The organism is Streptomyces sp. NPDC045701 (assembly GCF_056432045.1).
Window position 1 is genome coordinate 1 of record NZ_JBWKJV010000028.1, and the last position, 19,810, is coordinate 19,810.

Annotated in this window: 19 protein-coding genes and 1 tRNA gene; 7 read left to right on the forward strand and 13 right to left on the reverse strand. The window is 72.3% G+C overall.

Annotation, left to right across the window (positions count from 1 at the left end; genetic code table 11):
- A partial coding sequence (locus AC07DW_RS24605) for a helix-turn-helix domain-containing protein (protein WP_478859918.1) occupies nt 1-314 on the reverse strand: 314 nt, incomplete at its 3' end.
- Between AC07DW_RS24605 and AC07DW_RS24610 the strand changes: the two genes are divergently transcribed.
- Nucleotides 200-1,636 (forward strand): NAD(P)/FAD-dependent oxidoreductase, encoded by a 1,437-nt coding sequence (locus AC07DW_RS24610; RefSeq protein ID WP_478859919.1) that lies wholly within the window; start codon nt 200-202, stop codon nt 1,634-1,636. The two genes, AC07DW_RS24605 and AC07DW_RS24610, sit on opposite strands and share 115 nt — an antisense overlap.
- 60 nt (nt 1,637-1,696) lie before the next feature.
- On the opposite strand, the gene AC07DW_RS24615 is transcribed toward AC07DW_RS24610, so the two are convergent.
- Nucleotides 1,697-1,773, reverse strand: a tRNA-Thr gene (locus AC07DW_RS24615).
- Nucleotides 1,774-1,957: 184 nt separating this feature from the next.
- Here AC07DW_RS24615 and AC07DW_RS24620 point away from each other — a divergent pair.
- The 3 genes from AC07DW_RS24620 to AC07DW_RS24630 all read left to right on the forward strand — a co-directional run bounded on the left by AC07DW_RS24620 (nt 1,958) and on the right by AC07DW_RS24630 (nt 4,432).
- Nucleotides 1,958-3,055: an ABC transporter ATP-binding protein gene (locus AC07DW_RS24620; RefSeq protein ID WP_478859847.1), complete on the forward strand. Its 1,098-nt coding sequence runs from the start codon at nt 1,958-1,960 to the stop codon at nt 3,053-3,055.
- A gap of 212 nt (nt 3,056-3,267) precedes the next feature.
- Nucleotides 3,268-3,681, forward strand: a complete 414-nt coding sequence (locus AC07DW_RS24625) for a hypothetical protein (protein WP_189550217.1) — start codon at nt 3,268-3,270, stop codon at nt 3,679-3,681.
- Between the two features lie 40 nt (nt 3,682-3,721).
- Nucleotides 3,722-4,432 (forward strand): nucleotidyltransferase family protein, encoded by a 711-nt coding sequence (locus AC07DW_RS24630; protein ID WP_478859848.1) that lies wholly within the window; start codon nt 3,722-3,724, stop codon nt 4,430-4,432.
- Nucleotides 4,433-4,736: 304 nt separating this feature from the next.
- Here AC07DW_RS24630 and AC07DW_RS24635 read toward each other — a convergent pair whose 3' ends face one another.
- The 6 genes from AC07DW_RS24635 to AC07DW_RS24660 all read right to left on the reverse strand — a co-directional run bounded on the left by AC07DW_RS24635 (nt 4,737) and on the right by AC07DW_RS24660 (nt 10,899).
- The gene (locus AC07DW_RS24635; RefSeq protein WP_478859849.1) at nt 4,737-6,362 is read right to left on the reverse strand and encodes a DoxX family protein; all 1,626 of its coding nucleotides are present in this window, start codon (nt 6,360-6,362) and stop codon (nt 4,737-4,739) included.
- A 95-nt stretch (nt 6,363-6,457) separates the two neighbouring features.
- Nucleotides 6,458-7,408 carry a 23S rRNA (guanosine(2251)-2'-O)-methyltransferase RlmB gene (rlmB, locus tag AC07DW_RS24640; RefSeq protein ID WP_478859850.1) on the reverse strand — a complete coding sequence of 317 codons (951 nt, stop codon included), beginning with the start codon at nt 7,406-7,408 and terminating at the stop codon, nt 6,458-6,460.
- A gap of 67 nt (nt 7,409-7,475) precedes the next feature.
- Nucleotides 7,476-8,873 carry a cysteine--tRNA ligase gene (gene cysS, locus AC07DW_RS24645; RefSeq protein WP_478859851.1) on the reverse strand — a complete coding sequence of 466 codons (1,398 nt, stop codon included), beginning with the start codon at nt 8,871-8,873 and terminating at the stop codon, nt 7,476-7,478.
- 46 nt (nt 8,874-8,919) lie between these two features.
- Nucleotides 8,920-9,417 carry a 2-C-methyl-D-erythritol 2,4-cyclodiphosphate synthase gene (gene ispF / locus AC07DW_RS24650; RefSeq protein ID WP_478859852.1) on the reverse strand — a complete coding sequence of 166 codons (498 nt, stop codon included), beginning with the start codon at nt 9,415-9,417 and terminating at the stop codon, nt 8,920-8,922.
- Entirely contained in the window at nt 9,407-10,144 is a 738-nt protein-coding gene (gene ispD, locus AC07DW_RS24655; protein ID WP_478859853.1) for a 2-C-methyl-D-erythritol 4-phosphate cytidylyltransferase, read from the reverse strand. Before ispD ends, ispF begins: the two co-directional genes overlap by 11 nt.
- Before the next feature lie 272 nt (nt 10,145-10,416).
- Nucleotides 10,417-10,899 (reverse strand): CarD family transcriptional regulator, encoded by a 483-nt coding sequence (locus AC07DW_RS24660; protein WP_003953493.1) that lies wholly within the window; start codon nt 10,897-10,899, stop codon nt 10,417-10,419.
- A 641-nt stretch (nt 10,900-11,540) separates the two neighbouring features.
- Here AC07DW_RS24660 and AC07DW_RS24665 point away from each other — a divergent pair.
- Nucleotides 11,541-12,227 (forward strand): DUF461 domain-containing protein, encoded by a 687-nt coding sequence (locus AC07DW_RS24665; protein ID WP_478859854.1) that lies wholly within the window; start codon nt 11,541-11,543, stop codon nt 12,225-12,227.
- Between the two features lie 120 nt (nt 12,228-12,347).
- Here AC07DW_RS24665 and phoP read toward each other — a convergent pair whose 3' ends face one another.
- Together phoP and phoR are read right to left on the reverse strand one after the other, a co-directional pair.
- A complete protein-coding gene (gene phoP / locus AC07DW_RS24670; protein WP_064067557.1) occupies nt 12,348-13,028 on the reverse strand; it encodes a two-component system response regulator PhoP in 681 nt (226 codons plus the stop codon).
- On the reverse strand, nt 13,025-14,251 hold the full coding sequence (gene phoR, locus AC07DW_RS24675; RefSeq protein ID WP_478859855.1) for a two-component system sensor histidine kinase PhoR: 1,227 nt from the start codon (nt 14,249-14,251) through the stop codon (nt 13,025-13,027). Before phoR ends, phoP begins: the two co-directional genes overlap by 4 nt.
- A gap of 201 nt (nt 14,252-14,452) precedes the next feature.
- Here phoR and phoU point away from each other — a divergent pair, with 201 nt between their 5' ends.
- Entirely contained in the window at nt 14,453-15,133 is a 681-nt protein-coding gene (phoU, locus tag AC07DW_RS24680; RefSeq protein WP_478859856.1) for a phosphate signaling complex protein PhoU, read from the forward strand.
- A 505-nt stretch (nt 15,134-15,638) separates the two neighbouring features.
- Here phoU and AC07DW_RS24685 read toward each other — a convergent pair.
- Nucleotides 15,639-16,397, reverse strand: a complete 759-nt coding sequence (locus tag AC07DW_RS24685) for a phosphoglyceromutase (RefSeq protein ID WP_478859857.1) — start codon at nt 16,395-16,397, stop codon at nt 15,639-15,641.
- Between the two features lie 117 nt (nt 16,398-16,514).
- Here AC07DW_RS24685 and AC07DW_RS24690 point away from each other — a divergent pair, with 117 nt between their 5' ends.
- Nucleotides 16,515-17,810, forward strand: a complete 1,296-nt coding sequence (locus AC07DW_RS24690) for an MDR family MFS transporter (protein ID WP_478859858.1) — start codon at nt 16,515-16,517, stop codon at nt 17,808-17,810.
- Between the two features lie 129 nt (nt 17,811-17,939).
- Here AC07DW_RS24690 and AC07DW_RS24695 read toward each other — a convergent pair whose 3' ends face one another.
- Both AC07DW_RS24695 and mshA read right to left on the reverse strand, forming a co-directional pair.
- On the reverse strand, nt 17,940-18,428 hold the full coding sequence (locus AC07DW_RS24695) for a type III secretion system chaperone family protein (RefSeq protein WP_478859859.1): 489 nt from the start codon (nt 18,426-18,428) through the stop codon (nt 17,940-17,942).
- On the reverse strand, nt 18,421-19,782 hold the full coding sequence (mshA, locus tag AC07DW_RS24700) for a D-inositol-3-phosphate glycosyltransferase (protein ID WP_478859860.1): 1,362 nt from the start codon (nt 19,780-19,782) through the stop codon (nt 18,421-18,423). Before mshA ends, AC07DW_RS24695 begins: the two co-directional genes overlap by 8 nt.
- Between the last annotated feature and the right edge of the window lie 28 nt (nt 19,783-19,810).

Genomic DNA, 19,810 nt, shown 5'->3' on the forward strand with positions numbered 1-19,810 from the left:
GCGCGTGCCGCACGATACTTCTTACGCCCGCCGTGCCGCCCCACCTCACGGCTGACGGTGGACGGAGCCCGGCCGATCCTGGCCGCGATCGTGCGCAATGATTCATCAGCGGCCAGCCCGCGCGAGATCTCCTCCCGCTCAGCCAGGGACAGTACGCCGACAGACCTGCTTCGGGCAGCAGGAACATACCCGCCATTCGCTGCGATCACCCCATGGACCGACCCGGGCACCTTGCCCAGCGCCCTGCCTATCTCACTCAGCGACTGCCCGTCCCGCCACCGCCGCCACAACTCACGCTTCTGCTCGTCCGACAACCCCGGACGCCCGATCCTCGCCACCCAGCAACACCTCCAGCACCGTTCTACCTGGGATGTTGCACCCACCCATTGACCTCACCGTGCCCTTCCTCAACATCATCGTCCTGGAAGGCAAGTTCTGCGGCTACGGCGCTTCCGGCCGTAACGGCGGCTGGCTCTACAACGGCATCGCCGGCCGCGACCGCTACGCCAAGGCCCACGGGCACGAAGCCGCCGTACGCCTCCAGCGGGCGATGAACGACACCGTCACCGAAGTGATCGAGACGGCCGCCGCCGAGAAGATCGACGCCGACATCCACCGGGGCGGCGTCCTCGAAGTCGCCTACACCCCCGCCCAGCTCGACCGCCTGAAGGCGTACCACGCCGTCGACGTCGCCTTCGGCGAGACCGACCGCCGGCTGCTCGGCGCCCGCGAGACCGCCGACCGCGTCCGCGTCACCGGCGCCGTCGGCTCCACCTGGACCCCGCACGGCGCCCGCGTCCACCCCGTCAAACTGGTCAGGGGACTCGCCGCCACCGCCGAGGCGCTGGGCGTCACGATCCACGAGTCCACCCCGGTCACCGAGATCAGGCCCAAGCACGCCATCACCCCGTACGGCACGGTCCGCGCCCCCTACGTACTGCGCTGCACCGAAGGGTTCACCGCCGGCATCAAGGGCCACAAGCGCACCTGGCTCCCCATGAACTCCTCCATGATCGTCACGGACCCGCTCCCCGCCACCCTCTGGGACGACATCGGCTGGACCGGCCGCGAAACCCTCGGCGACATGGCCCACGCCTACATGTACGCCCAGCGCACCGCCGACGACCGCATCGCACTCGGCGGCCGGGGCATCCCCTACCGCTACGGCTCCGCGACCGACAACGACGGCCGGACCCGGCCCGCGACCGTCGACGCCCTGCGCGACGTCCTCGTCCGCCTCTTCCCCCGGCTCGCCGGCACCGGCATCGCCCACGCCTGGTCCGGCGTCCTCGGCGTCCCCCGCGACTGGTGCGCCACCGTCACCCTCGACCGCTCCACCGGCCTCGGCTGGGCCGGCGGCTACGTCGGCTCCGGCGTCGCCACCGCCAACCTCGCCGCCCGCACCCTGCGCGACCTCATCCAGCAGGACTCCGGCCAGTCCGGCCCCACCGACCTCACCACCCTGCCCTGGGTGAACCACAAGGTCCGCTCCTGGGAACCCGAACCCCTCCGCTGGCTCGGCGTCCACACCCTCTACGCCGCCTACCGCGCCGCCGACCGCCGCGAAGCCACCGCCCGCACCCCCACCACCGACCGCATCGCCACCCTCGCCGACCGCATCTCCGGCCGCCACTGACCCCACCCCCACCCACCCACGACAAAGGCCCCGGACACCCACCGTCCGGGGCCTTGCTCGTGGAGCCCCCTGTCGGATTCGAACCGACGACCTACGCATTACAAGTGCGTTGCTCTGGCCAGCTGAGCTAAGGAGGCACGTCGCACGAGTGTAACCGGACACCGTGCGCCTCCGGTCGAAAATCTCGGCGCCCTCCGACTGCTGACAGATGCCGCCCGGCCGGGTAGCGTCACAGCGGGTTCACTGGCGTGGACCAGACCACTTCTCTCCCTCTACTCGGATCGTCCGGCACGTTCCTGCCGGTGAAGGGACTGCATCACCATGGCTTCTGTCACGTTCGACAAGGCGACCCGGATCTACCCGGGTGGCACCAAGCCCGCCGTCGACCAGCTCGAGATCGAGATCGCCGACGGCGAGTTCCTCGTCCTCGTCGGCCCCTCCGGCTGCGGCAAGTCGACCTCGCTGCGCATGCTCGCCGGCCTGGAGGACGTCAACGGCGGCGCCATCCGCATCGGTGACCGCGACGTCACCCACCTGCCGCCGAAGGACCGGGACATCGCCATGGTGTTCCAGAACTACGCGCTGTACCCGCACATGACCGTCGCCGACAACATGGGCTTCGCGCTCAAGATCGCCGGCGTGAACAAGGCGGAGATCCGCAAGAAGGTCGAGGAGGCCGCGAAGATCCTCGACCTCAGCGAGTACCTGGACCGCAAGCCCAAGGCGCTCTCCGGCGGTCAGCGCCAGCGTGTGGCGATGGGCCGCGCGATCGTGCGCGAGCCGCAGGTGTTCCTCATGGACGAGCCGCTGTCGAACCTCGACGCCAAGCTCCGCGTCTCGACCCGTACGCAGATCGCCAGCCTCCAGCGGCGGCTCGGCATCACCACGGTGTACGTCACGCACGACCAGGTCGAGGCCCTCACCATGGGCGACCGGGTCGCGGTCCTCAAGGACGGTCTGCTCCAGCAGGTCGACACCCCGCGCAACATGTACGACCGCCCGGCCAACCTCTTCGTCGCCGGCTTCATCGGCTCCCCGGCCATGAACCTGGTCGAGGTCCCGATCACCGACGGCGGCGTGAAGTTCGGCAACAGCGTCGTGCCGGTGTCCCGCGAGGCGCTGTCCGCCGCCGCCGACAAGGGCGACCGGACCGTGACGGTCGGTGTCCGCCCCGAGCACTTCGACGTCGCGGGTGCCGAGAGCGACCAGGGCCTGGCCGTCTCCGTCAACGTCGTCGAGGAACTCGGCGCCGACGGCTACGTCTACGGATCCGCCCGCGTCAGCGGCGAGGACAAGGATCTGGTCGTCCGCGTCGGCGGCCGCTCCATCCCGGAGAAGGGCTCCGTCCTGCACGTCGTGCCGCGCCCGGACGAGATCCACGTGTTCTCCACCTCGACCGGTGAGCGCCTCTCCGGCTGACCCGGGCAAAACGCCCGCGCGGCCCCGCACTTCGGTGCGGGGCCGTCCGCGTTCCCGCCGTACATCCCTTCCGCGATGTCGACAAATACCCCGGCACACGGGTCAATTCGGACCTCGTTCGTCAACGCCTGATTCGAAAAGGAGCATCGAACCATCCCCCGTGGGGGTGACTAAATGTCTCCAAATCATTACTGGCCGCTACGCTCACGTCCGTGACCCACACAGCACGCCGAATCGGCCGCTCCCTCGCCCTCGTCCTGCCCGTCGTCCTGGTGCTCTCCGGAACTCTCGCGGTCACCAGCGTCCCGTGGGCGGGCGGAAGCTCCCAGACCCAGATGCTCACCGCGTCCTCGGAGAACGTCTCGGTACGGGCCAAGCCCCGTGCCCCGCAGGATATTCTCCGCGACAAGCTCCTCGCAGAGCTTCAGGAGAAGGACCCGGGTGTCGCGTTGACGCACCTCCAGCGCACCGTGGAGGAGCGCCCGTCCCTCGCCAGGCACTGCATGTCGATCGCCCGCGCGCTCGGCAAGGCCGCCGTCCAGCACTACGGCCCCGTCCGGGCGCAGACCTACTCCCGGCCCGTGTGCGACACGTCCTACGCCGCCGGCGTCGCCCACGAGAGCTGAGGCCTGTCAGCCGCACCGAGGTGCGCCTATCGTGCGCGGTATGCACACCTCTCCGACGCAGGCCGTCGTCCTGGCGGGCGGCCAGGGCTCACGACTGCGCCCTTACACCGACGACCGCCCCAAGCCGATGGTCGAGATCCCGGGAACCGGGACCCCGATCATCGGCCATCAGCTTTCCTGGCTGGCCGCCGAGGGCGTGACCGACGCCGTCGTCTCCTGCGGCCACCTCGCCGAGGTGCTCCAGCAGTGGCTGGCGACGGCCGAACTGCCCCTGCGCGTCACCACCGTCGTGGAGCCGGAGCCGCTGGGCCGCGGCGGCGGCCTCAAGTACGCGGCCGCGCGCCTGCCGCACCCCGACGAACCGTGGTACGCCACGAACGGTGACATCTGGACCCGTTTCTCGCTGCGCGAGATGGCCGCGTTCCACGCCGAGCGCGACGCCACCGCGACCCTGGCCCTGGCCCGTCCCCGTATCCCCTGGGGGGCCGTCGAGACGGACACCTTCGGGCACATCACCGACTTCATCGAGTCGCCGCCCTCGCCCTACCTCATCAACGCGGGCGTGTACGTCTTCTCCCCCGCCTTCACGGACGCGCTGCCCGACCGCGGGGACCACGAGCGCACCACCTTCCCCCGGCTGGCCCGTGAGCGCCGCCTGGCGGGCTTTCCGCTGCCGCAGGGGGCGTACTGGAGGGCCATCGACACCGCGAAGGACCTGCGGGAGGCGGCGAAGGAGCTGGCCGCCGACTGAGCCCGGCGCCGCCCCGCCCGGCCGGGGCCACTCCGAGCCGGGCGCCGGGACGCCGCCCCGAACCCGTCGACACCCCCCGGACCGGCGACACGCCTCCGAGCGCGGCGGCGACCGCCCCCGGACCGGTTAAGGCCCCGCGCCGGCCGGCACGGCCCCGGCGGCGCCCACCGCGCAGGGGCGACCGCGCTCGGGGCGGTCCCGGACGGTGCCGGCGCCGCCCTCGGCGTGGCGGCCGTACTCGCGCGCGGATACCGGAAGAGGGGCGGGCACCTGTCCTGGTGCCCGCCCCTCCTGGTGGGGTGCGTCAGCCGAGCAGGCCGCCGATCGGGTTGCGGTTGCCGCCGGTGGTGGAGCCGCCGTCGTTGCCGCCCGAGCCGCTGCCGCCGTTCGTACCGCCGTCGTCGCCGCCGCCACCGCCGCCGGTGCTGCCACCGGTGCCGGAACCGCCCGTGGAGGTCGGGCCGGCGCTGCTGGTCGGCGGGGGCACCGGCTCGGACTGCTCCGGGGCCTCCTGGCCGGTGCCCTGGGAGGCGGTCGGCCGCTCCTCCTCGACGCGCTCCTCCTCGGGGGCCGGCTCGGCCGGGGCGGACGACTCCTCCTCGGCGGCCGGGCCGGCGGACGCCGACGCGGAGGGCTCGGGGCTCGGGGAGGACTCCGGGGCCGACGGGACGCGCTCGCTGGGCTCCTCGGGGAGCGGCCGGCCGGGCAGGTGGTTGGTCGGGTCGTCGTTCGGTCCGGGGACGGTGACCATCTCGGTGGACCGTACGGCGCCGCCGAGGACCGAGCCGATCAGCAGGGTCAGGCCGACCACGACGGTGGCGACGACCACGCCGCGCCGCAGCACCCGGCGGCGCAGGTCCCACAGCGCCGAGCGCGGACCGAGGGTGCGCCAGGCCTCGCCGGCGAGGCGTCCGTCGATGGAGTAGACGGGCGCGCCGGCGATGATCAGCGGGGACCAGGCGGCGAGGTAGATGATGTCGGGCGCGTCGTAGACGGGGACGGTCTTCCAACTGACGGTGAGGATCAGCGCGGCGGACAGCATCGCGCCGAACACGGCGGCGACCCGCTGCCAGAGCCCCAGCACCGTGAGGACGCCCACGATGACCTGGGCGAAGGCGACGGTGAGACCGGCGCCGACGGGGTGGGCGAGGGCGAAGTCCCGCAGGGGTTCGGCGAGGGCCCAGGGGTGGAGGGAGTTGAGCCACTTGACCATGGAGCCGCGTTCGCCGCCGTCGAAGTAGACGGGGTCGCACAGCTTGCCCATGCCGGCGTAGATGGAGATGAAGCCGAGGAACACGCGCAGCGGCAGCAGGACGACGCCGAGGTTCATCCGGCGGCCGGGGTAGTACGCGTGCCGGTGGGCGGGCCCGGTGTAGGCCCCGTCCGCCGCGCGGCCTCCGTCACGTGCGTCGCGGGCGTCGTCGCGGCCGTGGGGGTGGTCGTCGCCCTCGTACGGATCGGCGTGGGAGTCGGCGTACGAGGCGGGCTGTTCGTCGTACGCGCTCTCCGCGCGGCGCATGGGCGGCAGGAGCGGCGGCGCGTCGGGGCCGCGCCTGCCGCCACCGCCGACGACCGGGGTCGGCATGGTGTCGTCGAGCCGGGGGATGACCTGCGTGGCCCCGGCGTCGAGCGTGCCGACGGCGGTGGATTCCCGCACGGCCTGGAGCAGCCCGGTGGCGCCGGGGTCGCCGGGCGAGGACTTCCCGCTCCAGACGACGGGCGCGCGCCGCCGGGCCACCGCGCCGGAGGCGCCGCTCATGGCGGGCACGCGGGCGGGGCCGGCCGACCGGGGCTTGTTCACCGGGGCTAGCTGCACACGGAAACTGGCGTGGTTCACGATGACCTGCGCGGGATCGCAATCCACCTTGACCATGCTCAGCGCAGGCTGATCGTCGAAACCGGGCCGGGGCGTTCTGGTGTCCACACTCATCTAACCGAGTGACGTGGGCTTAGGACACTGCCTTGACGGCCGGGAAATGTCCGAGACCCGTCAAGATCATGACGGGTCCCGGGGACGGGGCTCGGTCAGGCGCGGCGGCGGGCCGCCTCGTACAGCACCACACCGGCGGCGACACCGGCGTTGAGCGACTCGGCACCGCCCGGCATCGGGATGCGGACGAGGTAGTCGCACGTCTCGCCGACGAGGCGGGACAGGCCCTTGCCCTCGCTGCCGATGACGATGACGACCGGGCCGCCCAGGGCCTCGAGCTCGCCGACCTCGGTGTCGCCGTCGGCGGCGAGGCCGACGACGGTGATGCCGGCCTTCTGGTACGCCTCCAGGGCGCGGGTGAGGTTGGTGGCGCGGGCGACCGGGGTGCGGGCGGCGGTGCCCGCTGCGGTCTTCCAGGCACCGGCGGTCATCCCGGCCGCGCGCCGCTCCGGCACGACCACGCCGTGACCGCCGAAGGCGGAGACGGAGCGGACGACTGCGCCGAGGTTGCGCGGGTCGGTGACGCCGTCGAGGGCGACGATCAGCGGGTCCTCGCCGTCGTCGAAGGCGGCCGCGGCCAGGTCCTCGGCGTGGGCGTACTCGTACGGCGGGACCTGGAGGACGAGGCCCTGGTGGTTGAGGCCGTTGGTCATCCGGTCCAGCTCGGGCCGCGGGGCCTCCATGAGGTTGATGCCGCCGCGGTCCGCCGCGAGCTTGAGCGCGTCGCGCACCCGCTCGTCGTTGTCGATGAACTGCTGGACGTACAGCGTCGACGCCGGTACGCCGTCGCGCAGCGCCTCGAAGACGGGGTTGCGGCCCACCACCATCTCGGACAGGCCCTTGCCGCCCCGGCGGGCGACCTGGCGGCGGTGCGCCTGCTTGGCCTTGGCGTTGGCGACGCGGTTCTTCACATGGCCCTTGCGGGCGGACGCGGGCGGCGTGGGGCCCTTGCCTTCCAGGCCCCGGCGCCGCTGGCCACCGCTGCCGACCGTCGCGCCCTTCTTGTTGGACGTGCGGCGGTTCCTGCGCTGGCTGTTCCCGGCCATGACTTACCTGCTCTGTCGATGCGTGTCGTACGTACGTGTATATGAAGTGTGCCAGCGCGCGCGGCGCTCAGCGCGCGCCGAGCGTCCAGCGCGGCCCGTCGGGGCCGTCCTCGATGACGAGCCCGGACTGGCCCAGCTGGTCGCGGATGGCGTCCGCCGTGCTCCAGTCCTTGCGCGCCCGGGCCGCCTCCCGCTGGTCCAGGACCATGCGTACGAGGCTGTCGACGACGCCGTGCAGGTCCTCGCCGCGGTCGGTCTCGCCCGCCCAGTGCGGGTCGAGCGGGTCCAGGCCGAGGACGCCGAGCATGGCACGGACCTCGGCGAGGCGCGCGACGGCGGCTTCCTTGTCGTCGGCGGCCAGCGCGCTGTTGCCCTGCCGGACGGTGGTGTGGACGACGGCGAGCGCCTGCGGGACGCCCATGTCGTCGTCCATCGCCTCGGCGAAGGCGAGCGGGACCTCGGCGGCCGGCTCGACGGGCCCGGCCTTCTCGACGACCCGCTGGATGAAGCCCTCGATACGGGCGAAGGCGGACTCCGCCTCGCGCAGGGCCTCCGGGCTGTACTCGATCATCGACCGGTAGTGCGGGGTGCCCAGGTAGTAGCGCAGCACGATGGGGCGCCACTGCTTGACCATCTCGGAGACCAGCACCGAGTTGCCGAGCGACTTGGACATCTTCTCGCCGCTCATGGTGACCCAGGCGTTGTGCACCCAGTAGCGGGCGAACTCGTCGCCGTAGGCCCTGGCCTGGGCGATCTCGTTCTCGTGGTGCGGGAAGATCAGGTCGATGCCGCCGCCGTGGATGTCGAAGGCGGAGCCGAGGTACTTGTGCGCCATGGCCGAGCACTCCAGGTGCCAGCCGGGGCGGCCGCGGCCCCACGGCGTCTCCCAGTCGGGCTCGCCGGGCTTGGTGGCCTTCCACATGGCGAAGTCGCGCGGGTCGCGCTTGCCGGTGATGCCCTCCTCGGTGGGCTGGCGCAGGTCGTCGATGTCCTGGTTGGACAGCGCCAGGTACGGGGGGAAGGACCGGACGTCGAAGTAGACGCTGCCGTCGGCCTCGTACGCGTGGCCGCGCTCGATGAGGCCGCGCATCATCTCGACCATCTCGGGGACGTGGCCCGTGGCGCGCGGCTCGTAGGTGGGCGGCAGGCACCCGAGGGCCTGGTAGCCGTCGTTGAACGCGCGCTCGTTCTCGTACCCGATCGACCACCAGGGGCGGCCCTGGTCGGCGGACTTGGCGATGATCTTGTCGTCGATGTCCGTGACGTTGCGCACGAACGTGACGTCGTAGCCGCGGTGGGCGAACCAGCGGCGCATGATGTCGAAGTTGAGCCCCGACCGGATGTGCCCGATGTGCGGGGCCGCCTGCACGGTGGCACCGCAGAGGTAGATCGAGACGCAGCCCGGCGTGAGCGGGGTGAAGTCGCGGACCTGCCGGGCGCTGGTGTCGTACAGACGAATAGTCACCACTCCAGAGTAGTGGGCCGGTGCCAGTGCCCGGTGCCCCCAGGTGCTACGGGACGCTGCGGACGAGGAGAGCCGTGGCGACGGCCGCGAGGCCCTCGGCGCGGCCGGTCAGTCCGAGGCCGTCGGTCGTCGTGCCGGACACCGACACCGGAGCGCCGGCCGCCGCGCCCAGCGCCTTCTGGGCCTCCTCGCGCCGCTTGCCGATCTTCGGGCGTACCCCGATGACCTGGACGGCGATGTTGCCGATCTCGAAGCCCTCGGCGCGGACGATCCGGGCGGCCTCGGCGAGCAGCGTCACCCCGGACGCGCCGGACCACTCGGGCCGGGAGGTGCCGAAGTGGGCGCCGAGGTCGCCGACGCCGGCGGCGGAGAACAGCGCGTCGCAGGCGGCGTGGGCGGCGACGTCGCCGTCGGAGTGGCCGGCGAGGCCGTACTCCTCGTCCTCCCAGAGGAGGCCGGCGCACCACAGCTCACGGCCGCGTTCGAAGGCGTGGACGTCGGTGCCGATGCCGACGCTGGGGATGGTCGGCGGTTCAGAAGCCATCGTTGGCCCTCCTGCGGGCGAGTACCGCCTCGGCGAGCACGAGGTCGAGCGGGCGGGTCACCTTGAACGCCTCCTCGTGGCCGGGCACGACGACGACCGGCTCGCCGAGCCGCTCGACCATGCTCGCGTCGTCGGTGACGTCGTCGGTGACGGAGGCGTGGGCGCGTACGAGGGTGTCGCGGGCGAAGCCCTGCGGGGTCTGCACGGCGCGGAGGGTGGCGCGGTCGGGGGTGGCGAGGACCGGTTCGGGCTCGCCGTTCTCCCGGGGGTCCACGCGCTTGACGGTGTCGGCGAGCGGTACGGCGGGGACGACGGCGACGGCCCCGTCGCGGACGGCCTCGACGACCGCGTCGACGGTGTCGACGGGCACGAGCGGGCGGGCCGCGTCGTGGACGAGGACGGTGGCGATGTCGTCGGGCAGCGCGTCCAGGCCGAGGCGGACGGACTGCTGACGGGTCTCGCCGCCGGGGACGACCAGGTAGTCGGTCCTCTCGGGCAGCGCGTGCGCGTCGAGGAGGTTCTTGACCTCGGGCGCCCCGTCGGGCGGGGCGACCACCACGACGAGGGAGACCGCGCGGGAGGCCGCCATGGCGCGGACGGCGTGGACGAGCATCGGCGTCCCGTTCAGGGTGCGGAGCGCCTTGGGGGCGCCCGGGCCGAGCCGTACACCGCGGCCGGCCGCGGGGATCACCGCGGCGGTACGGGCGGGGGGTGCTGCGTCTGACATCGGTTGCACTCCGGCAGGTTTGTTGACTCGGCCGATCTGGGTATGGCCTCTGGCGGGGCGGTGCCACGCCTCCGGCCGGGACCCTTCCGTGACCCCGGGCGATCGGGCGCCATCCGCCCGGGCAGGACCGCGTGCGGGCTTCAGCCGGACATGGAGCTGGACATGCCGCAGCGCCCGGCGACATGGCTGCTCATCACAGCATGTCAGCGGGCACCGCGGCATCGCTCCACATCAGCCGCGCGTCACGTCGGCCACTGGCCGCGTGAGGCGCGTCAGGACGCGAGGACCTCGTCGAGCAGGGCCTCGGCCTTGTCTTCGTTGGTGTTCTCGGCGAGTGCGAGCTCACTCACCAGGATCTGCCGCGCCTTGGCGAGCATGCGCTTCTCTCCGGCCGAGAGACCGCGCTCACGCTCACGGCGCCACAGGTCACGCACCACTTCGGCTACCTTGATGACATCGCCGGAGGCGAGCTTCTCGAGATTTGCCTTGTAGCGACGGGACCAGTTCGTCGGCTCTTCGGCGTACGGCGCGCGAAGCACCTCGAAGACCCGGTCCAGTCCGTCCTGACCGACCACATCGCGAACACCGACGAACTCCGCGTTGTCCGCCGGCACACGAACCGTCAAGTCGCCCTGGGCGACCTTGAGCACCAAGTAGGTCTTGTCCACGCCTTTGATCTGGCGAGTTTCGATGGCCTCGATCAGCGCGGCCCCGTGATGGGGATAGACCACGGTGTCGCCAACCTTGAACGTCATGTGACAGGTACCCCTTCCGTGGCTATCCAGGGTAACACGGATACGGCTTCTTCTGAATGGCGTTTTCGCAGGTCAGGGCATATCTCGGGGCTTGACAACAGCAACAGGAACGTGCTGCGGAGGGCTTCCGGAAGGGGGTATCCGCAGGTCGGAGCGGCTGTGCGGGCGGCGCGAAACGAGCACGTCACACCGCTCGACGGGCGGCCCCAATGGGTGAATCATCCCGGTTTGCCGGGTTCCAGGAGGTGAACTTCCCGTACTCCGTTCGGCCGCCGCTCACTCGTACGGACGGCAGTCCGGCCGACTGTCGAAATTGACGGGCGCGGCCCGCGCGGTGAACCCCGGAGCTTGATCCGGAGGGGCTTTTCCCGGGGAATGCGGGAGCGCCGCGGAATTGATCAAGAGAGGTTATGTGAACGCGGTGCGAAGAACCGCCGAGCGGCGGAGGGCCGCGGGCCCCGGCCGAGCCCGACCCGGGACTGGGGCGGGTCGGGTGCGGGGCGGGGTGGAGGGGTCGGTAACCTGAGCCCGCCGACTGATCCCCGGGCCGCGTTCAGGCCGGGCCCGGGGTCGGGCGGACAGCCAGTACCACCAGACCGTGCCCGTCCCTCCGTCCGTACGTCCTAGGAGTTGCCGCCGCCGTGAGCCGCAGCCTTCGACGCGGCGCCATCGCCGCCACCGCCATCGTGTTCTCGATCGCCTCGCTCTCCGCCTGCGGTGCGGGCAACGACGCCCAGACCCTCGGCGTCAGGCCGGACAACGCCGCCACCTCCGTCGGCACCGTCAAGGTCCAGAACGCCGTGGTGATCACGCAGCCGAAGCCTGACGCGGAGGGCCCCGCCGTCGTCTCGGCGATGCTCTTCAACAACGGCGCCAAGGCGGAGACGCTGGAGGCCGTCGAGCTGCCCGGCTCGAACACCCCGGTCAAGCTCACCGCCGCCGGCGGCTCCGGCCCGATCACCGTCCCGGCGGGCGGCTCCGTCCTCCTCGGCGGCAAGGGCAACGCGTCCGCCGTGATCGAGAAGGGCCGCGAGGCGGCCGAGAACGGCGGTGCGCAGGAGGTCGTCTTCAAGCTCAGCGAGACCGGCGACGTCAAGCTGAACGTCCTCGTCGTCCCGGCGAGCAGCTACTTCGCCGGCTTCGGCCCGGAGGAAGTGCCGCAGCAGCCCGCGGAGCGGCCGTCCTCCACCCCGCCGGCACCGCCGTCGGGCGCCCCGACCGGCAGCCCCAGCGGCTCCCCCGCCGCCCCGGACGCCCCGAACGAGGGCGACGAGGCGCCGGAGGCCCCGTCGGACTCCGCCTCGGCCTCGCACGGCGAGAACCACTGAGGTACGCGTGAACGGGAGGGGCGCCCCACCGGCCGGTGGGGCGCCCCTCCCGTTCACGTACGCTCCCGCGCCGCGGGCCGGCCTCTTGGCGACGGCGGACCGGCGGCCGCGCGGGTCGGCCTACGGCTCGAACTTGTAGCCGAGGCCCCGGACCGTGACCAGGTACCTGGGCGCGCCGGGGTCGGGCTCGATCTTGGCGCGCAGGCGCTTGACGTGCACGTCGAGGGTCTTGGTGTCGCCGACGTAGTCCGCGCCCCACACCCGGTCGATCAGCTGCATCCGGGTCAGCACCCGGCCCGCGTTGCGCAGCAGCATCTCCAGCAGGTCGAACTCCTTCAGCGGCAGGTCGACCTTGCCGCCCGCGACCGTCACCACGTGACGGTCGACGTCCATCCGGACCGGACCGGCCTCCAGGGCCGCCGGGGCGACCTCCTCCGGCTCGCCTCGGCGGCGCAGGACCGCGCGGATGCGGGCGACCAGCTCGCGGGAGGAGAAGGGCTTCGTGACGTAGTCGTCCGCCCCTATCTCCAGGCCGACGACCTTGTCGATCTCGCTGTCCTTGGCGGTCACCATGATGACCGGGACGTTCGACCGGCCGCGTAGCTGGCGGCAGACCTCGGTGCCGGGCAGGCCGGGCAGCATGAGGTCGAGCAGGACGAGGTCGGCGCCGTTGCGCTCGAACTCGTCCAGCCCCTCGGGCCCGGTGGTCGCCACGGCGACTTCGAAGCCTTCCTTGCGGAGCATGTACGACAGGGCGTCGCTGAAGGATTCCTCATCCTCGACGACGAGCACTCGGGTCACGGAAGGACCTCCGGGGCTGTGAGCGGTTCGGTGGTGGTGTGGTCGTGGTGGGACCGGGTGGAGCGGTCCCGTCCGGTGCCGGCCTCGGGCAGGCGGAGGGTGAACGTGGAGCCCTGACCCTCGGTGCTCCATACGGTGACCTCACCGCCGTGCGAGGCGGCCACGTGCTTGACGATGGCCAGGCCCAGTCCCGTGCCGCCGGTGGCGCGGGAGCGGGCGGGGTCGACGCGGTAGAAGCGCTCGAAGATGCGCTCCTTGTCCTTGTCGGGGATGCCTATGCCCTGGTCGGTGACCGCGATCTCTATCAGGTCGCCTCCGGGCGCGGTGACGCGGCGGGCGGCGATGCCGACGCGGGTGTGGGCCGGGGAGTAGTTGACGGCGTTCTCGACGAGGTTGCCGAGGGCGGCGGCGAGCTGGCCGCGGTGGCCCCACACGTGCAGGTCGGCGGCGCCGCCCGCGGCCATGGTGATCTGCTTGGTGGAGGCGGGCTGACGGGAGCGGTCGATGGCCTCGGCGACCAGCTCGTCGACCCGGACCGGCTCGGCGTCGTCCAGCGGGTCGTCGTTCTGCACCCGGGAGAGGTCGATGAGTTCCTGGACGAGGTTGGTGAGGCGGGTCGCCTCGATCTGCATGCGCCCGGCGAAGCGCATGACCGCCTCGGGGTCGTCGGAGGCGTCCATGACGGCCTCGGACAGCAGGGAGAGGGCGCCGACGGGGGTCTTGAGCTCATGGCTGACGTTGGCGACGAAGTCGCGGCGTACGGCTTCTATGCGGCGGGCCTCGGTGAGGTCCTCGACCAGGAGCAGGACGAGGCGGGAACCGAGGGGGGCGACCCGCGCGGAGACGGCGAGGGCCTCGCCCCGCCCGGTGCCCCGCCGGGGCAGGTCCAGCTCGACCTGGCGTATCTCGCCGTCGCGCCGGGTGTCGCGGGCCATGTGGAGCATCGGCTCGACGGCGAGCTTGCCGCCGCGGACGAGCCCGAGGGCGTACGCCGCGGAGCTGGCCTTGACGACGGAGTCGCTCTCGTCGAGGACGACCGCCGAGGACCGCAGCACGGACAGCACCGTGTCCACGCCGGGCGGCAGCACCGCGTCGGTGTGGAGGGAGGTCCTGGTGGGTCTCGCCTGGTCGCGCTCGCTCCAGCGGAACGCCAGCATGGCGATCACGCCGGTGCACACCCCGGCGATCGCTGCCAATGCGGCGACCGCCGCGTTCACGTCCATGTGACCAGGTTATGCGGGCGCTCGGACACTCTCCCAGCCGTGAGGGGGCCACCTCGGACAGTCGTCGCCCAGAGTTCACCGAGGGGAAAGTGACGGTTCACTTGTGAGGGAGGCCCCGGACTTTTTGGACTCCGACCGTGGGAGCGTGGGGGTCCGAGCCCCACCCGGACTCCTGTTGGCCGTAGTGAGAGAGGGACATCCATGCGGGACGCGTACCACGAGGAACTGGACTCGATCGGCGAGAGTCTGGTCGAGATGGCCCGGCTGGTCGGGTCGGCCGTCGGGCGCGCCACCACGGCGATGCTCGACGCCGATCTGAAGCTGGCGGAGGCCGTGATCGCGGCCGACCAGAAGGTCGACGACCTCCAGCACGAACTGGAGGCCCGGGCGATAGCCCTGCTGGCGCGCCAGCAGCCCGTCGCGACGGACCTGCGGATCGTGGTGACCTCGCTGCGGATGAGCGCGGACCTGGAGCGCTCCGGCGACCTGGCGCAGCACGTCGCCAAGCTGGCCCGGCTGCGGTTCCCGGCCGCGGCGGTGCCGCGGGACCTGCACGCCACGATCCTGGAGATGGGGCAGCTGGCGCAGCGCCTGATGGCGAAGGCGGCGGAGGTCATCATCACCAAGGACGTCGACCTGGCGCTCCAGCTGGAGCACGACGACGACGAGATGGACCGGCTGCACCGGACGCTGTTCCAGCACCTGATGGACGACCGCTGGAAGCACGGCATCGAGACGGCGGTCGACGTCACCCTGCTGGGCCGCTACTACGAGCGCTTCGCCGACCACGCGGTGTCGGTGGCCAAGCGGGTCGTCTACCTGGTCACGGGCGAGCACGCCGACGAGCTCCAGCAGTCGGAGGCGCCGGTGGAGGGCGCGTAGGCGGCGCCCGGCGGGGTCCCGGCCGAGGGGGCGCCGAAGGGCGGCCTCACCTCCGTGCGCCGTTGATGCGCCCTGGTGGCTGGGCATGCAATGGGGAGAGGCGACGTACGCCTTGGAACGTACGCCTTCGAGGAGGGACCCATGGCAGATACGCCCATGACCGACCCCGCGCAGGAAGTACCCGTCGAAGTGCTCCGACCGCCCGTGCTGGGGGCTTGTGGCTGCGGCTCCGGCTGCGGCTGCGGCTGCCAGTCGGGCGCACCGTGCCAGTGCGGCGGCTGCTGCGGCTGACCGGCCGGGCGTACCGCACGAGGGCCCCGTCCACCCCGGTGGGCGGGGCCTTCGGTGTTCCGCCGGCCGGACCCGCGCGGCACCGTGCCCGCCGCGGGCCGGCCCGGTCGTTGTCGCCCGGCACCCGAGCCGCGCCGGGACCCCATCCTGGCCGGGGAACGGCGATGCCCCCACCGCGAGCCGCGAGTGGGGGGCACTGCCGGAGCGTGACGGGCTACTTCTTGCCCTGGTTCTTGACCGCCTCGATGGCCGCCTTGGCCGCATCGGGGTCCAGGTAGGTGCCGCCCTTGACGAGCGGCTTGAAGTCGGCGTCCAGCTCGTAGGCGAGCGGGATGCCGGTCGGGATGTTCAGGCCCGCGATGTCCTCGTCGGAGATCCCGTCCAGGTGCTTGACCAGGGCGCGCAGGCTGTTGCCGTGGGCGGCGACGAGGACCGTGCGGCCGGCCAGCAGGTCCGGGACGATGCCGTCGTACCAGTACGGCAGCATGCGGACGACGACGTCCTTGAGGCACTCGGTGCGGGGGCGCAGCTCCGGCGGGATCGTGGCGTACCGCGCGTCCTCGGCCTGGGAGAACTCGCTGTCGTCGGCGAGGACCGGCGGCGGGGTGTCGTAGGAGCGGCGCCACAGCATGAACTGCTCCTCGCCGAACTCGGCGAGCGTCTGCGCCTTGTCCTTGCCCTGGAGCGCGCCGTAGTGCCGCTCGTTCAGGCGCCAGGAGCGGTGGACCGGGATCCAGTGGCGGTCGGCGGCCTCCAGCGCGAGCTGCGCGGTGCGGATGGCGCGCTTCTGGAGGGAGGTGTGCAGCACGTCGGGGAGCAGACCGGCGTCCTTGAGCAGCTCACCGCCGCGGACGGCCTCCTTCTCGCCCTTCTCGGTGAGGTTGACGTCCACCCAGCCGGTGAACAGGTTCTTCGCGTTCCATTCGCTCTCGCCGTGGCGGAGGAGGATCAACTTGTACGGTGCGTCGGCCATGCGTACGAGATTAATGGACGCCGATGACACTTGACGGCTCCCGTCAATCCGGTGGCTCCCCAGGGCGGCGGCCCGTAATTTTCGATCACCGAGTCAGCCACTTACGGGGGGTCACGCATGTCCATCACCGCGCTCAGACGGGCGGCCAGGGAGAGTGTCGCGGGCCTGCCGCGGGCGTTCTGGTGGCTGTGGGCGAGCACCCTGATCAACCGGCTCGGCGCCTTCGTCGCGACCTTCATGGCGCTGTACCTGACCCTGGACCGCGGCTACTCGGCCTCGTACGCCGGTCTCGTCGCCTCACTGCACGGCCTCGGCGGCGTGGTGTCGTCGATCGGGGCGGGGGTGATGACCGACCGGCTCGGCCGGCGCCCCACGATGCTGATCGCGCAGGTGTCGACGGCCGTCTCGGTCGCCGTGCTCGGCTTCATGCAGCACCCGGTCGCCATCGCCGCGGTCGCGTTCGTCGTCGGTGCCGCCTCGAACGCCTCGCGGCCGGCCGTGCAGGCGATGATGGCGGACATCGTCCGGCCCGAGGACCGGGTGCGGGCGTTCTCGCTCAACTACTGGGCGATCAACCTGGGTTTCGCCATATCGGCGGCGGGCGCCGGGTTCATCGCGGAGCACAGCTACCTCGCCGGTTTCCTCGGCGAGGCCGTGCTGACCCTGACCTGCGCGGTGCTGGTCTTCGTCCGGATCCCGGAGTCCCGTCCCGCCCGGACCCCGGCCACCGGCGGGAAGGCCCTGGAGCCGGAGACCGGCATGGGGACGGTGCTGCGCGACGGGCGGTTCATGGGCGTGGTGGGCCTGTCCTTCCTCATCTCGCTGATTTTCCAGCAGGGTTACGTCGGGCTGCCCGTCGCCATGGGCGCGGACGGCTTCGGCGCGGCGGACTTCGGGCTGGCCATGGCGGTGAACGGCGTCCTCATCGTCGCGCTCCAGATCCCCGTCACCCGGTACATCGAGCACCGTGACCCGCGCGGGCTGCTGATCGTCTCGTCGCTGCTCGCGGGGTACGGGTTCGGGCTCACCGCCTTCGCCGGATCGGTGGCCGGGTACGCGCTGACCGTCTGCGTCTGGACGCTCGCCGAGATCGTCAACGCCCCGACCCAGACGGGTTTGGTGGTGCGCCTCTCGCCGGTCCACGGGCGCGGCCGCTACCAGGGCGTGTACACGATGTCGTGGTCGGTCGCGGCGCTGATCGCCCCGCTGATGTCCGGGTGGACGATCGACCGGTTCGGCGCGGAGTGGCTGTGGGGGGCGTGCGCGGTCCTCGGGACGGTGGCCGGGTTCGGCTACTGGCTGCTGATGCGCGGCCTGCCGGCGGAGGACGAGAAGAGAGGCCGGGAGGCGGCCCCGGCGGACGCGACCGCGTCCGTACCGGCGCCCGCGCCCCGGGAGGCCGTCGGCACCTGAGCGGGCGCGCCCCGCGGCGCGAGGGTTCCGGGGGCGTACGGTCACGGGGGTGCCGTACGGCCCCGGTCGCGCGTGAGGGGTGCGTACCGGTGAAGTCCGGTGTCGGGGCCGGGGGTCAGCGGCCGGGAGTCACCTCTCCGGGCGGGTGAGGTGGTTGAACGCGTCCAGGTTGCGCGTGGACTCGCCGCGCGAGACCCGCCAGGCGTACTCCTTGCGGATCGCCGTCGCGAAGCCCAGTTCCAGGAGCGTGTTGAACGCCCCGTCCGCCGCTTCCAGGACCGAGCCGAGCACGCGGTCCAGCTCCTCCGGGGTGACCACGGAGAGCGGCAGCCTGCCGGTCAGGTAGATGTCGCCGAGGCCGTCGACCGCGTACGCCACCCCGTACAGGCGCAGGTTGCGCTCCAGCAGCCAGCGGTGGACGGCGGCCTCGTTCTCGTCGGGGTGCCGGATCACGAACGCGTTCAGGGACAGCGAGTGCCGGCCCAGGCGCAGCGACAGCGTGGTGGACAGCTTGCGCGTACCGGGAAGGGTGACGACGTACGAGCCGGGCTCCGGGGACTCCCAGGTCAGCTCGGCGTCGGTCAGCGCGGACTCGATGATCTTCCGGGCGTCAGCCATGACGCGAGCGTACGCCACGGCGGTGTTCCTGCATGGCGGCGGTGTACACGTCCGCCGTCCCGGCCGCCGCCGTGTCCCAGCCGAACGATCCGGCGTGCCGTGCCGCCGCCTCGCCCAGGCGGTCGGCCAGCGACGGATCGTCGACGAAGCGGCGCAGCGCGACCGCGTAGTCCGCCGGGTCGTGGCCGCGCACCAGGTAGCCGGTCGAGCCGTCGCGCACCGCCACCGGCAGCCCGCCCACCGACGCGGCGACGACCGGGGTGCCGGCCGCCTGCGCCTCGATGGCGACGAGCCCGAAGGACTCGCTGTACGACGGCATGACGAGCACCGACGCCGCCCGGAACCAGTCGGCGAGCCGCTCCTGGCCGACGGGCGGGTGGAAGCGCACCACGTCGGCGATGCCCAGGCGCGCGGCGAGCTTCTGCAGGCCCTCGGGCTTGGCGAGGCCGCTGCCGCTGGGTCCGCCGACGACGGGGACGAGCATCCGGGAGCGCAGGGACGGGTCCTCGTCCAGCAGCCTGGCGGCGGCGCGCAGCAGGATGTCGGGGGCCTTCAGGGGCTGGATGCGCCCGGCGAACACGGGGATGAACGCGTCGGCGGGCAGCCCGAGCCGGGCGCGGGCGGCGGCCCGTCCGTCGGCCGGCCGGAACCGGTCGAGGTTCACGCCGGGGTGCACGACGGCGACCTTCGACGGCTCGGCCTCGTAGAAGCGGACCAGTTCGTCCGCCTCCCCCGCGGTGTTGGCGATCAGCCGGTCGGAGGCCCGCACGATCTGGGTCTCGCCGATGACCCGGGCCGCGGGCTCGGGGGTGTCGCCCTCGGCGAGCGCCGCGTTCTTGACCTTGGCCATGGTGTGCATGGCGTGCACGAGCGGGACGCCCCACCGCTCGGCGGCCAGCCAGCCGACGTGGCCGGAGAGCCAGTAGTGGGAGTGGACCAGGTCGTAGTGACCGGGCCGGTGCCCCGCCCAGGCCCGCATCACGCCGTGCGTGAAGGCGCACAGCTGGGCGGGCAGCTCCTCCTTGGCGAGCCCCTCGTAGGGGCCGGCGTCCACGTGCCGCACGAGGACGCCCGGAGCCAGCTCCACGGCGGCCGGCAGCCCCCCGCTGGTGGCCCGGGTGAATATCTCGACCTCGATGTTGATCGCCGCGAGGCGCTTGGCCAGCTCGACGATGTAGACGTTCATGCCGCCGGCGTCGCCCGTGCCGGGCTGGTGCAGCGGGGAGGTGTGCACGCTGAGCATGGCGACCCGGCGCGGTACCCGCGCCCTGCCGGGCAGCCGGAGCCGGTGCGACGCGGGCAGCCGGTGCGGTCCGGCCAGGGTGCCGGCGAACCGGGACACGTACTGGCTCACGTCGGCAGTCCTTCCGCTGTGCGGGCAT